The organism is Streptomyces sp. NPDC006326 (assembly GCF_040612915.1).
GTDB lineage: Bacteria > Actinomycetota > Actinomycetes > Streptomycetales > Streptomycetaceae > Streptomyces.
Genome location: NZ_JBEXRC010000067.1, coordinates 1 through 13,404, shown reverse-complemented (window position 1 = coordinate 13,404; position 13,404 = coordinate 1). Strand labels below are relative to the sequence as shown.

12 protein-coding genes are annotated in these 13,404 nt (G+C 73.6%); 5 read left to right on the top strand and 7 right to left on the bottom strand.

What is annotated here, in order from left to right; translation table 11 throughout:
• Positions 1-5: 5 nt before the first annotated feature.
• Entirely contained in the window at positions 6-449 is a 444-nt protein-coding gene (locus ABZ128_RS32900; protein WP_356853252.1) for a DUF742 domain-containing protein, read from the top strand.
• Positions 430-1,056 (top strand): ATP/GTP-binding protein, encoded by a 627-nt coding sequence (locus tag ABZ128_RS32895; RefSeq protein ID WP_356853250.1) that lies wholly within the window; start codon positions 430-432, stop codon positions 1,054-1,056. Before ABZ128_RS32900 ends, ABZ128_RS32895 begins: the two co-directional genes overlap by 20 nt.
• 180 nt (positions 1,057-1,236) lie before the next feature.
• Here ABZ128_RS32895 and ABZ128_RS32890 read toward each other — a convergent pair whose 3' ends face one another.
• The 3 genes from ABZ128_RS32890 to ABZ128_RS32880 all read right to left on the bottom strand — a co-directional run bounded on the left by ABZ128_RS32890 (position 1,237) and on the right by ABZ128_RS32880 (position 3,717).
• Entirely contained in the window at positions 1,237-2,436 is a 1,200-nt protein-coding gene (locus tag ABZ128_RS32890) for a lipid-transfer protein (protein WP_356853248.1), read from the bottom strand.
• Entirely contained in the window at positions 2,433-2,897 is a 465-nt protein-coding gene (locus ABZ128_RS32885; protein WP_356853246.1) for a zinc ribbon domain-containing protein, read from the bottom strand. Before ABZ128_RS32885 ends, ABZ128_RS32890 begins: the two co-directional genes overlap by 4 nt.
• A gap of 145 nt (positions 2,898-3,042) precedes the next feature.
• A complete protein-coding gene (locus ABZ128_RS32880; RefSeq protein ID WP_356853244.1) occupies positions 3,043-3,717 on the bottom strand; it encodes a M15 family metallopeptidase in 675 nt (224 codons plus the stop codon).
• A 23-nt stretch (positions 3,718-3,740) separates the two neighbouring features.
• Between ABZ128_RS32880 and ABZ128_RS32875 the strand changes: the two genes are divergently transcribed.
• Positions 3,741-4,250 carry an NUDIX domain-containing protein gene (locus ABZ128_RS32875; RefSeq protein ID WP_356853243.1) on the top strand — a complete coding sequence of 170 codons (510 nt, stop codon included), beginning with the start codon at positions 3,741-3,743 and terminating at the stop codon, positions 4,248-4,250.
• A gap of 16 nt (positions 4,251-4,266) precedes the next feature.
• Here ABZ128_RS32875 and ABZ128_RS32870 read toward each other — a convergent pair whose 3' ends face one another.
• Entirely contained in the window at positions 4,267-4,773 is a 507-nt protein-coding gene (locus ABZ128_RS32870) for a hypothetical protein (RefSeq protein ID WP_356853242.1), read from the bottom strand.
• A gap of 163 nt (positions 4,774-4,936) precedes the next feature.
• Positions 4,937-7,429 (bottom strand): glycoside hydrolase family 31 protein, encoded by a 2,493-nt coding sequence (locus tag ABZ128_RS32865; RefSeq protein WP_356853241.1) that lies wholly within the window; start codon positions 7,427-7,429, stop codon positions 4,937-4,939.
• 266 nt (positions 7,430-7,695) lie between these two features.
• On the opposite strand from ABZ128_RS32865, the gene ABZ128_RS32860 reads away from it, so the two are divergent.
• Together ABZ128_RS32860 and ABZ128_RS32855 are read left to right on the top strand one after the other, a co-directional pair.
• Positions 7,696-9,672 (top strand): acetoacetate--CoA ligase, encoded by a 1,977-nt coding sequence (locus ABZ128_RS32860; RefSeq protein ID WP_356853239.1) that lies wholly within the window; start codon positions 7,696-7,698, stop codon positions 9,670-9,672.
• Between the two features lie 77 nt (positions 9,673-9,749).
• Positions 9,750-10,700: a hypothetical protein gene (locus ABZ128_RS32855; RefSeq protein WP_356853237.1), complete on the top strand. Its 951-nt coding sequence runs from the start codon at positions 9,750-9,752 to the stop codon at positions 10,698-10,700.
• Positions 10,701-10,761: 61 nt separating this feature from the next.
• On the opposite strand, the gene ptsP is transcribed toward ABZ128_RS32855, so the two are convergent.
• Both ptsP and ABZ128_RS32845 read right to left on the bottom strand, forming a co-directional pair.
• Complete coding sequence (gene ptsP / locus ABZ128_RS32850) at positions 10,762-12,432, bottom strand: phosphoenolpyruvate--protein phosphotransferase (protein WP_356853235.1); 1,671 nt, start codon at positions 12,430-12,432, stop codon at positions 10,762-10,764.
• 74 nt (positions 12,433-12,506) lie between these two features.
• Positions 12,507-12,956, bottom strand: a complete 450-nt coding sequence (locus ABZ128_RS32845) for a PTS glucose transporter subunit IIA (RefSeq protein ID WP_356853233.1) — start codon at positions 12,954-12,956, stop codon at positions 12,507-12,509.
• Between the last annotated feature and the right edge of the window lie 448 nt (positions 12,957-13,404).

Sequence of the window (13,404 nt, the reverse complement as noted above, 5' to 3'; positions counted from 1 at the left end):
ACGGCATGAGCGATTCAGGCCACAACCGCCAGGACCACCCCTCCCACACCCCCGGCGAGCCACAGGAGCCCGCCCACCCGCACTGGTTCGACGACGAGGCGGGCCCGGTCGTACGCCCGTACGCCATGACCCGCGGCCGCACCAGCCACGCCGGCCAGCACCGGCTCGACCTGATCGCGCTCGTCGTCGCCGAACCGGCCGCCGACGACCCGGTCTGGGACATGACCCTGTCCCCGGAACACGCCCACATCCTCGGGCTGTGCCGGGAACGGCCGCAGTCCGTCGCCGAACTCGCGGCCGAGCTCGACCTCGCGGTCGGGGTGGTACGGGTCCTCATCGGCGACCTGGTCGACGACGAACTGGTCCACGTGACCAGGCCGGTACCCCCGGCCGAACTGCCCGACGAATCCATTCTGCGTGAGGTGATCGATGGCCTTCGGGCGCTCTAGCCGCACCGGCGCCATGCATGCCGTGTCGCCGGTCGAGCCGCTGACCCTGAAGATCCTGGTCGCGGGCGGCTTCGGGGTGGGCAAGACCACCCTGGTCAGTGCGGTGAGCGAGATCAGACCGCTGCGGACGGAGGAACTGCTCTCCGAACCGGGCGTCGGCATCGACGACACCGGGGGAGTGGAAGCCAAGTCCACCACGACCGTGGCCATGGACTTCGGGCGCATCACCCTGCGCGAGGACCTGGTGCTGTACCTGTTCGGCACCCCGGGGCAGGACCGCTTCTGGTTCCTCTGGGACGAACTGGCCCAGGGCGCCCTGGGCGCCGTGGTCCTGGCCGACACCCGTCGCCTCGCCGACTGCTTCGCCGCCGTCGACTACTTCGAGCGGCGCCAGATCCCCTTCGTGGTCGCCGTCAACTGCTTCGACGGGGCCGAACGCCACCCCGTGGTCACCGTACGGGAGGCACTCGACCTCGACCCCGAGGTGCCGGTGCTCCTGTGCGATGCGCGGGACCGGGAGTCCGTGAAGGACGTGCTCGTCGGGGTCGTGGAACACGCCATGTCCCTGGCCCGGGCGCGGCGACGCAGCCTGACGGCAGGAGCCTGAGGCACCCGCGTGCATGGAGGCGGCCCGTACCCCCGCCGACTGGGGTACGGGCCGCAGCTCTCATGGGGGGATCAGGGGTCCCCGTCGCGGCGTCGGACGCGGCGCGGGACTGTGGAGCGAGTGTGAACCTGCCGCCCTGGGCCGTCAAGCGTTCGGACAAGAACGGACAACAGGCCCAGGTCAGCGCACGGCGACGACGGCCGAGCCGTGCCCGAACAACCCCTGGTTCGCGGTGATCCCGGCCCTCGCCCCGGGAACCTGCCGCTCCCCGGCGCTGCCCCGCAACTGCCAGGTCAGCTCGCACACCTGGGCGATCGCCTGTGCGGGCACCGCCTCCCCGAAGGAGGCCAGCCCGCCGCTGGGGTTGACCGGCACACGGCCACCGAGCGAGGTCGCCCCCTCCCGTACCAGCTTGGCCCCCTCGCCCTCGCCGCACAGCCCGATGTCCTCGTACCACTCCAGTTCCAGGGCCGTGGACAGGTCGTACACCTCCGCCAGGGACAGGTCCTCGGGACCCAGCCCGGCCTCCTCGTAGGCGGCACGTGCGATGGAGGCCCGGAATGACTCCGGTGGGGGCGCCACTGCCGTCGTCGCATCGGTGGCGATGTCGGGCAGGTCCAGCACCGTACGCGGATACGTCGGCGTCACCGTCGACACCGCCCGGATCCGCACCGGATCGGTGATCCCGCGCGAGCGGGCGAAGTCCATGCTGCTCAGCACCAGCGCCGCACCCCCGTCCGAGGTCGCGCAGATGTCCAGCAGCCGCAGCGGATCCGCGACCACGGCCGAGGCCGCGACCTCCTCGGCGGTCACCGGCTTCCGGTAGCGGGCCAGCGGGTTCAGCGCGCCCGCCGCGGCGTTCTTCACCTTCACCTGCGCGAAGTCCTCGGCGGTGTCCCCGTACACCGCCATCCGGCGCCGGGCGTACAGGGCGAAGTACGCCGGATTCGTGGCCCCCAGCACGCGGAACCGCAGCCAGTCGGGGTCGTCGGGCCGGTCCCCGCCCGCCGGGGCGAAGAACCCCTTGGGCGCCGCGTCCGCACCGACGACGAGGACGACGTCGGCGAGCCCGGCCAGGATCTGCGCGCGGGCCGCCCCGATCGCCTGCGCCCCCGACGCGCAGGCCGCGTACACGCTGGTCACCCGCGCGCCCTGCCAGCCGAGGGCCCGGGCGAAGGTCGCGCCGGCCACATGGCCCGGGTACCCGCCGCGCACCGTGTCGGCGCCGACGACGGACTGCACCTCGGTCCACTCCAGGCCCGCGTCGGCGAGCGCGCTGCGGGCCGCGGCCCGCCCGTACTCGACGAAGCTGCGGCCCCATTTGCCCCAGGGGTGCATACCCGCCCCGAGGACGGCGACATCGCCGGCTGCGGTGCTCACGAGCGGCCTCCCGCGGTGTCGACGGGGCGGAAGTGCCAGGTGGTCCAGGTCGTGTCGGCGTCCTCGTTCAGCACGCCGCCCACCACCTCGACCTCCATGCCCACCGCCAGATCGGCCACGCCCACCCCGGGCGCAGCCTGCCCGAGCACCACCATGCCCTCGGCCTCCAGCTCCACCGCGACCAGGGTGTACGGCTCCCAGGGCTCGGACGGCTGCGACACGTACGGCGCGGGCGGCCGGTAGCGCCCGTCGGTGTAGGACCAGACCCGCCCGCGCGGCGAGAGCGGCTCCTCGGTGAGCCGGCCGTCGCCGGGGCAGTGCGGGTTGCGGCAGTAGGCGTCCTCGCGCGGGAAGAACACCGCGTCGCATGCCGAGCACCGGGTTCCGAGCAGGCGGAAGCCGCCTTCCGCGCCGTCGTCGGTGAACCACCCGCCGACGACGGGTATCCGTGTGCGTGCCAAGGTTCCCTCCCGGGACAGAAATCTGACGTAGCGTCAGAAGTCTGTCACGCTGGACCCGCCCGGTCACCGGTTCCGGACGAGCCGATCCGAGCGGCTCCGCTCGCCTCGTCACTGCCCGCGTCAGCCGCTCGTACCGGCGCCGAGCTCACGGCCGGACCGAGGCGACGGCCACCGGGAAGTCGAAATACGTGGCGGGGAACTCCTCCGGCTCGAAGGTGAAGTGCCACCACTCCTCGGGCAGGTTCACGAAGCCCTCTTCGGCGAGCGCCTGCTTCAGCAGCCCGCGGTGGGCGCGCGCGGCGCCGGCGATCCCGGGGGAATCGGTGTGCGAGAGCGGATCGAAGAAGTCGAAGGCGGTTCCCATGTCCAGGTCCCGCCCGGGCAGCTCCGCAAGGGTCACGTCGACCGTACTGCCCCGGCTGTGACCGGACTTCGCGGCGATGTACCCGTCGGGGATGAGCCGGTCCTTGTCCACCCCGGGATAGAACTCCGCCTTCCGCTGCCGGTCGTCCGGCTCCCCGGCCCAGCGCACGAACCGGTCCACGGCCCGCTGCGGCCGGTAGCAGTCGTACACCTTCAGCGTGTACCCGCGCCGCAGCAGCCTGCGCTGGGCCCGCCGCAGCGCCTCGGCGGCGGGCCGGGCCAGCAGGCAGACGGGCTCCTCGTAGCCGTCCACGACGCGGCCCGTGAAATTGTCGGCCGTGGCGTACCGCATGTCCTGCCGGATACTCGGGTCGACGTCGGACAGGGCCACGAAACCGGGCGCGGACGCCCCTCCGGCCAGCACGGCCAGGAAGCTCACAACAACCGGAATCCTCATGGGCCTTGGCATACCATCGCGGAATGCCGGCACAGCTGAAGGACTCGCACTGCTCCACCTGCGGAGCGCCCTACGGTACGACCGACTGGCCCCGACTCTGCCCGTCCTGCGGCGCCACCGTCTACCGCAACCCCCTTCCGGTCGCGGTCGCCCTCCTGCCGGTCGAGGACGAGCGCGGCACGGGCCTCGTGGTCATCACCCGCACCATCGAGCCGGCGCTCGGCGGGATCGCCCTGCCCGGCGGCTTCATGGACTTCGGCGAGGACTGGCGCGACGCGGTGGTCCGCGAGCTGTGGGAGGAGACCGGCATCCGGGCGCCGGCCTCGGAGGTGGCCCTGGCCGACGCCATGAGCTCACCCGGGGGCCACCTGCTCCTCTTCGGCCTCCTCCCCCTGCGGCCGGCGGCCGCCCTCCCGGCCTCCGCAGCCACCGACGAGACGACGGGCTGGCACGTCCTGCGCGGTCCGGAGCCCCTGGCCTTCCCGCTGCACACGAAGGCGGCCGCGGCGTGGTTCGCGGGACGCTACGCCTGACCGGGCGCGCACCCCGCTACAGCGGCAGCTCCATCACGAAGCTCATCAGCATCACCACACCCGTGATGCTCCCGGCCACCACGGCCCCGCGCCGCCACACCTCACGCGCCGCGACCCGGCGGCCCCGCAGGACGGCGCCCGTGGCGAGCGGCAGCACCGCCGAGGCCGCCGTCCACGCCCACACGTCCAGGAAGCCGGCCTGCTCCACCGGCACAGGGGAGCGGAGCCCCCAGGTCACACCGGCGGCGACCGCAGCCGACACCGGCGCCAGCACGGCGGCCACCGCCACGGGCTCCGGCCAGGCCGTCATCCGGGCCGTCCAACGGCCGGCCAGCGCCAGGGGCTTGACCAGGAGCATCCCGTGGAGGAATCCCACCGCGACCGCCCCGACCGACACCGCCCCGATCACCGCGAGCGATCTGACCGGCGTCTGCTCCGTCACGACCACCAGGGCCCACACCGTCAGCAGCTGCCAGGCACCCACCGCCTCCGCGCCCGGAGCCGTGTCCCGGCGCGGTCGCATCCGCCGCCTCGTCGGATACGGCCGCGCCGGGCTCGCTAAAACCATCACAGACTCCCTGATCGCACGGGTGGAGGGTAGGCGGCGGGCGAAGGCCGGCGGCCCACGCCACTGGGGCACCGACGCACCGACGCACCGACGCCCCGCACCAGCCTCCCGACACCCGCTACAGAGGGCCTGCATCAGCGGTCGAGCCCGCCTCGACCGCACCGCCCGCCGCGGCCGCACCGCCCCCACCCGCCGCACCCTCACCCGCCGCCGGGCCCGCCCCCAGGGCCTGAGCCGGGCCCCGGTCCACCGTCGGCGCCAGACCCCGTACCACGACCCCCTCCACCACGCCCCCGGCCTCGTCCTCCACCACCACCGCATCCCCGGCCCACCGCACCGCGTACCGCTCCACCTCGCCCGGCTCGAAGCCCGGCCCCGGGTCGCGGATCACCAGCCCGCCGCCCGTACGCCCCCGCGCCGGAGCCCAGGCCTCCAGCACCACCGCGCCCTCCGCCGAGCGCACCGGGAGCACCGCACCGGCCCGTGCCAGGACCGGGATCCGCCCCGGCGGCGCGTCCAGCAGCACCTGCCCGGGGCCCTCGTACGCCGCTCCCGTGGCGGTGTCGTACCACCGGCCCCTCGGCAGCCGCACGGCCCGCCGGTCCGCCCCGGGCTCCAGCACCGGGGCCACCAGCAGCGCGTCGCCCAGCAGGAAGGCGTCCTCGCAGTCCCGCAGGCTCCGGTCCTCCGGCGCCCCCCACCACAGCGGCCGTACGTACGGGGCGCCCGTCCGCCGCGCGAGGTGCGCCAGGGTCACGAAGTACGGCCGCAGCCGCTCCCGCTCCGCCAGGACGGCCCGGGCGTGCTCCTCCACCTCCGCCCCGAACTCCCACGGCTCGCGCCGCCCCGCCCAGATCGCCGAGTGGGTCCGGAACAGCGGCAGGTACGCCCCCAGCTGCAGCCACCGCAGGTACAGCTCCGGCGAGGGCGACCCCGAGAAACCGCCCACGTCCGGCCCCGAGTACGGCACTCCGCACAGGCCGAGCCCCAGCACCAGCGCCAGCGAGGCCCGCAGCCCCTCCCAGCCGGTCTGCACGTCCCCGGACCAGGTGCCCCCGTACCTCTGCATCCCCGCCCACCCCGACCGGGAGAAGAGGAACGGCCGCTCGTCCGGCCGCAGCCGGACCAGGCCCTCCCAGCCGGCCCGCGCCATGGCCAGCCCGTACACGTTGTGCGCGGCCCGGTGGTCCCCGCCCGCCCCCTCCAGGGCGTGCCGCGCCGACCGGGGCAGGCTCGGGTCCCCGAAGGGGGCGAAGGACACCGGCTCGTTCATGTCGTGCCACACCCCGGAAAAGCCCTGCGCCAGCCGTTCCGCGTACAGCCCGCCCCACCACGCGCGCACGGCCGGATCGGTGAAGTCCGGATACACGCACTCCCCGGGCCAGACCTCGCCCCGCACCTCCTGACCCCGGGCGTCCCGGACGAACGCGCCGCGCGGACCCACCGCCCGGCCGGAGGCGTGGAGCGCGTCGTCCACCTTCACCGCCGGGTCGACGATCGAGACCAGCCGCACGCCCTGCTCCCGCAGATCCCCTGCGAGCCCCGGCAGGTCCGGGAAGCGCCCCTCGTCCACCGTGAAGACACGGTGCCCCTCGTAGTGGTCGATGTCGAGGTGGACGGCCGACAGGGCCAGCCCGCGCGAGGTGTAGCCCGACACCACCCGCCGTACCTCCGCGGCGCTCCCGAACCCCCACCGCGCATGCTGGTACCCGAGCGCCCACTCGGGCGGTACGGCGGCTGCGCCCGTCAGCCCGGACCAGCCCTGGAGGACCCGCGCCGGCGTGCCCACCAGCACCCAGGACCGCAACGGCCCGCCCTCCATGCGCAGTTCGACCGAGCCCGGCCGGTCCGGCCCCGAGCCCGCGCCGTCCTCGCCCTCCCGCAGCAGCACCCGCCCGTCCCAGGGGTTGTCGTGGAACACCAGGTGCGTCCCCGCGTCCGCGACGACCAGCTGCACCGGCATGGTGATGTACAGCGGGTCGTCGCCCGGCCGGAAACCCCCCTTGGGGTCGGTGTTCCACAACCGGTACACCCCGTCCCGCAGCCGGGGCCCGGCCGCCCGCCCGCCCAGCCCGAAGAAGCGGGCGTCCGCCGGGACCTCCGCGCGCTGCCTCCACCGCGGCTCGGCCGGCCCGTCCGGGGCCCCGTCGGCCGGCTCCCACCAGCGCGGCGGCAGCTCCCGGCGCAGCACCGTCCCGCCCGGGGTCCGCACCTCCACCGCGCCGTGCCGGGACACCGCCACCGTCACCCGCTCCGACACCACGCGCCAGCCGCCCCCGGTGTCCGGTTCGAGCACCGCCCGCGGGTCCGGCTCCGGTCCGCCGCCGACCACCGCGTACGAGGGACCCGGCCCGGCCCCGTCCCACCCCCAGAACACCGCGCCGCCGACCGTGACCCGTACGAGCAGCTCCGAACGCGTGAACCGCAGCACCCCGCCGCCGGGCCGCGGCTCCGTACCGGTCAGCAGACCCGGCACGCGCGCCCGCTCCGCGCCCCGCCGCGGGAGCCCCAGCGCGTCCGCGCGCCGGTGGCGCAGGGCGGAGCGCCAGGCGCGCCGTCCGCGCTCCGTACCGATCTCTTTCACCGCACGCACCAGATCACGACCGTTCATGCTGCTCACCCTGCCACCGGCCGCCCGCCGAGCGGGCCGCGTTCAACTTCCGTTCACCGTCACGGGAAGCGCGGCACGACGGGCGGCACGACGGGCGGCACGCCGCGCGGCCGGCCCGCCCGGCCGCCGCCCGGCCGCCCGGACACCTCTGGTGCGGATGTAGATCACATGGCATGGTCCCTGTGAGCCGCCGCACGCACACCCACCGCGCGACGGCACCGTACGCACACCACGCGCGAGCCGCAGACTGACCCGGGAGCCGATCCATGACCTCAGCCACCCAGCCGGAACCCCTCTGGTCCCCGGGGCCCGACCGGATCGCCGCGGCCCGCATCACGGCCTTCCAGGCCTGGGCGGCCGAGCGCTACGGGGCGCCCGCGGACGGCGGCTACCCCGCGCTGCACAGCTGGTCCGTCGACGAGCTCGACACCTTCTGGGAGGCCGTCGCCGCCTGGTTCGACGTACGCTTCACCGACCCGTACGAGTCCGTCCTCGCGGACCGGTCCATGCCCGGCGCCCGCTGGTTCGCCGGCGCCTCCCTCAACTACGCCGAGCACGCCCTGCGCGCTGCCGAGGACCCGGCGCGCGCCGACGACGCCGCCCTGCTGTACGTGGACGAGACGCACGAGCCCACGCCCGTCACCTGGTCGGAGCTGCGCCGCCAGGTCGGCTCGCTCGCCGCCGAGCTGCGCGCCCTCGGCGTACGCCCCGGCGACCGGGTCAGCGGCTACCTCCCCAACATCCCCGAAGCGGTCACCGCCCTCCTCGCCACCGCCGCCGTCGGCGCGGTGTGGACCTCTTGCGCCCCCGACTTCGGGGCGCGCAGCGTCCTCGACCGCTTCCAGCAGGTCGAACCGGTGGTGCTGTTCACCGTCGACGGCTACCGCTACGGCGGCAAGGAGCACGACCGCCGCGACACCGTCGCCGAAATGCGCGCCGAGCTGCCGTCCCTGCGCGCCGTGGTCCACATCCCGCTGCTCGGCACCGCGGCCCCCGAGGGGGCCCTGACCTGGGCGAGCCTGGTCTCAGGCAGTGCCGAGCCGGTCTTCGAGGCGGTCCCGTTCGAGCACCCGCTGTGGGTCCTGTACTCCTCCGGCACGACCGGACTGCCCAAGGCCATCGTCCAGTCCCAGGGCGGCATCCTCCTGGAGCACCTCAAGCAGCTCGGCCTGCACTGCGACCTCGGCCCGGAGGACCGGTTCTTCTGGTACACGTCCACCGGCTGGATGATGTGGAACTTCCTCGTCTCCGGACTGCTGACGGGAACCACGGTCGTCCTGTACGACGGCAGCCCCGGCTACCCCGACACCGGCGCGCAGTGGCGGATCGCCGAGCGGACCCGCGCCACCCTGTACGGGACGTCCGCCGCCTACGTCATGGCCTGCCGCAAGGCCGGGGTCCGGCCCGCGCGCGACTTCGACCTGTCCGCCGTGAAGTGCGTGGCGACCACCGGTTCGCCGTTGCCCCCCGACGGCTTCCGCTGGCTCCACGAGGAGGTGGCCGAGGACCTGTGGATCGCCTCGGTCAGCGGCGGCACGGACGTGTGCAGCTGCTTCGCGGGCGCCGTCCCGACGCTCCCCGTCCACATCGGCGAACTCCAGGCGCCCTGCCTCGGCACGGACCTGCAGTCCTGGGACCCGTCGGGCAAGCCGCTCACCGGCGAGGTCGGCGAGCTGGTGGTCACCAACCCCATGCCGTCCATGCCGATCCACTTCTGGAACGACCCCGACGGCAGCCGCTATCGCGAGAGCTACTTCGAGATGTTCCCCGGAGTCTGGCGGCACGGGGACTGGATCACCCTCACCGGCCACGGCTCCGTCGTCATCCACGGCCGCTCCGACTCCACCCTCAACCGCCAGGGCGTCCGGATGGGCTCCGCCGACATCTACGAGGCCGTCGAACGTCTCCCGGAGATCAAGGAGTCCCTGGTCATCGGCCTGGAGGAGGCGAACGGCGGCTACTGGATGCCGCTCTTCGTCCACCTCGCGCCGGGGGCCGCGCTCGACGACGAGCTGCGCGGCCGCATCAAGGCGACGATCCGGGAGGAGCTGTCCCCGCGCCATGTCCCCGACGAGATCATCGAGGTGGCGGGCATCCCGCACACCCTGACCGGCAAGCGCCTTGAGGTGCCGGTCAAGCGGCTCCTGCAGGGGGCGCCGATGGCGAAGGCGGTCAACCCCGGCTCCGTGGACGATGTGGAGCTCCTCCGCTTCTATGAGGAGCTGGCCCGCACCCGCTCCTGAGGCCACCGAGGGGTCACTGTCAGTGGTCATGGTTACGGTGAGTGAGCAATGGAGTTCACTCAGGGGGAGCCAGAACCATGCCACGCCGACCGGACCACACACCGGACACCGCCCACACCGCCGGCGCTGCCGACAGCGCCGCCGCCGCGAGCAGCAGGCGCCGCACACTGCGCCGCGAAGTCCCCAGCACCGTAGGCCTCCTGGCCGAAGCGGGGGACTTCGCGGCCATGTGCGGCTACCCCAGCTTCACCTTCGACCACCCCGCGGACTACGCCGAGTACCTCCGCCACGTCGAAGCCCTGCTCCGCTCCCTGGCGGCCCAGGGCATCCACACCACCGTCGCCCTCTTCGACCCCGAGGAGTACGCCGCCTACTGCGCGGACCACGCCCTCGAACCGGACAGCGCCGCAGCCCGTACCCGCTTCACCGCTGAGCTGGCCGGCACGGGGGCCGGCCTGCCCTACAGCGGCCAGCCCATCGACGAACTGGTCCCGCTCCTCGTCGACGAGGCCGTCCGTCAGGCCACCTGGGAGTGCGCCGCCACCCTCCTGGCCGGAGTCGGCAGCTGCGCGGACTGCGGCGAGGACATCGGCCACGCCTCGTTCGAGCGCGCCACCGAGGCGCTCTCCCGCCTCCTGGAAGGAGCCGGCCCCGGCCACCACCACCTGGTGTGCAGCGTCCCGACCCAGGACGAGCAGCTCGTCGCCGTCCTCCATGCGGAGACGGCCGGGCAGCCCGCGGGCCCGCCCCGGATCGCCGGCCGCGAAGGTCTCGACTTCGTGACCGTCCTCGCCGCGGGCCTGGCGCTCGGCGGGCCCGGGGGACTGGTGCTGCGCAGCACCACCGAGGGTTCCGGCGACCGGGTCCACGGCTGGCGCCTGGACCGGGGGCGCCTGGTCGCGCTCTCCGCGGCAGCCGTGTTCAACGCCTACTGCACCGACGCCGACACCGGGGAACCCGTCGCCCCCGAACAGGGCGTCGAGTACTGCCCCGGGTACGAGGTGGACGGCCCCGGCCCCCACCCGTAGCACCCACGGCCGAGGGGCCCCCGCCACCACCGGCGAAGGCCCCTCGGTCGTCAGCGCGCCGCTACTCGCCCGACAGCACCGCCTGCGCGGCCGTCCGCGCCTCCTCGGCGGTGTCGCAGGCGCGCGCGGCCGCAGCGGCCCGCTCGCACTGCGCCAGCGTGTACTTCGCGAGCGTCGCCCGTACGTACGGAATCGACGCGGCACCCATCGACAGGGAGGTGACACCCAGACCGGTCAGCACACAGGCCAGCAACGGGTCCGAGGCGGCCTCGCCGCAGACACCGCAGCTCTTGCCCTCCGCCCGGGCCGCCTCCGCCGACATGGCGATCAGATCGAGCAGAGCCGGCTGCCACGGGTCCTGCAGGCGAGAGACCGCACCGACCTGGCGGTCGGCGGCGAAGGCGTACTGCGCCAGGTCATTGGTGCCCAGGGACAGGAACTCGACCTCCTGCAGGATCGAGCGCGCCCGCAGCGCGGCGGAGGGGATCTCCACCATCGCGCCGAACTTCGCCCGCAGCCCGGCCTCCCGGCAGGCGTCGGCGAACGCCTTGGCGTCGGTCCGGTCGGCCACCATCGGAGCCATGACCTCCAGGTAGACCGGCAGCCCCTCGGCGGCCTTGGCCAGCGCGGTGAGCTGCGTACGCAGCACCTCCGGGTGGTCCAGCAGCGTCCGCAGACCGCGTACGCCCAGCGCCGGATTCGGCTCGTCCGCAGGAGTCAGGAAGTCCAGCGGCTTGTCGGCACCGGCGTCCAGCACCCGTACGACGACCCGGCCCTCGGGGAAGGCTTCCAGCACCTTGCGGTACGACTCGACCTGCTTCTCCTCGGACGGCGCCTTCTTGCTGTCGTCCAGGAACAGGAACTCGGTGCGGAACAGGCCCACGCCCTCGGCGCCGGCCTCCACGGCCGCCGGCACGTCCGCCGGGCCGCCGACGTTCGCCAGCAGCGGCACCTTGTGGCCGTCGGAGGTCGCACCCGGACCGGAGGAGGCGGCCAGAGCGGCCTTCCGCTCCGCGGCCGCGGCCTCAAGCCCGGCCCGCTTCTCGGCGCTCGGGTCCACGAAGAGGTCGCCCGTGCTGCCGTCGACAGCGATCAGCGTGCCCTCCGCGATCTCACAGGCACCCGGAAGGGCCACGATCGCCGGCACACCCAGCGCCCGCGCAAGGATCGCGCTGTGGCTGGTCGGGCCGCCCTCCTCGGTCACGAACCCGAGCACGAGCGCCGGGTCGAGCAGCGCCGTGTCCGCGGGAGCGAGGTCCCGCGCGATGAGCACGTAGGGCTCGTCACTGTCCGGCACGCCCGGCATCGGCACGCCGAGCAGCCGCGCCACGATCCGGTTCCGCACGTCGTCCAGGTCGGCCACCCGGCCGGCCATGTACTCCCCGGCCCCCGCGAGCAGCTCCCGGTACTGGGAGAACGCGTCGTACACCGCACGCTCCGCGGTGCTGCCGACGGCGATCCGCCGGTCCACGTCCGCGATCAGCTCGGGGTCCGTGGCGATCAGCGCCTGCGCCTCCAGTACGTGCTGTGCCTCGCCACCGGCCAGCTGCCCACGGGCGATCAGGTCGGCCGAAACGGCCTCCACGGCCTTGCGCGCCCGCCCCTGCTCGCGCTCCGCGTCCTCCGGCGCGATCTGCTTGGCCGGCGGTTCCAGGACCGCCGTGCCCATGTGCCGCACCTCGCCGATCGCCACCCCGTGGCTCACGCCGACGCCTCGCAGCGTTGTCTCCATTTCACCCGTCTCCGATTGAGCGGCGGGCCCACCCGCCGCGATGGATATCCGACTCACCAGCGCAGGCGGGTGCGTCACTGCCAGCTGAAGAGGACGTCGCCGGCCTTGACGTCCCCGCCCTCGTTGAGGTCGGAAAGGGCTTCGGCCGAAGCCTCCAGGGCGACGACCGGACAGATCGGCGACTTGCCGGCCGCCTCGACGGCCTGCGGGTTCCAACGGATGACGGCCTGACCACGGGTCACGGTGTCGCCCTTGCTGACGAGCAGCTCGAAGCCCTGGCCGTTGAGCTGGACGGTGTCGATCCCGAGGTGCGTCAGCACGCCGTGTCCGTCGCCGTCCACGACGACGTACGCGTGCGGGTGCAGGGAGATGACCACACCGTCGACGGGGGACACCGCCTCCGAGAGCTCGCGCACGGGGTCAATGGCGGTGCCCGGACCCACCATTGCGCCGGAGAACACCGGATCGGGCACTGCGGCGAGTCCGATGGCGCGCCCGGCGAGTGGGGACGTCACGCTGGTCATGGGGGGCCTCCCAAGGGGTGGGCTTCGTCGCGTAGTCGTCACTGCGAGTGCTGGACGACGTACTTTCAGAAGGGTATGTCATGACACGTCCCGGTTCGCTTGAAGTACACCTCCCACAGGAGGTGACGACGCGCCACCGCGACGACGTAGTGGACTAGACCATACGCCTGAATCGATTTGCCTGGGCACCGGCAGCGTTGTACTGTCGTGACTCCCGCCAGGACGTGCCGCGTGAACATCTCGCGAACAACCGATGGACGGGACTCCTCCTCTGCAGTGCCGATCTCGATCTCGCTGCTCCTCGTCGTGCCCGCTCGGGACGCCGGGTGAGTGGTCAGGGAGACGGAAAAGCACTGATAGAGTCGGAAACGCAAGAACGAAGGGAAGCCCGGAGGAAAGCCCGAGAGGGTGAGTACAAAGGAAGCGTCCGTTCCTTGAGAACTCAACA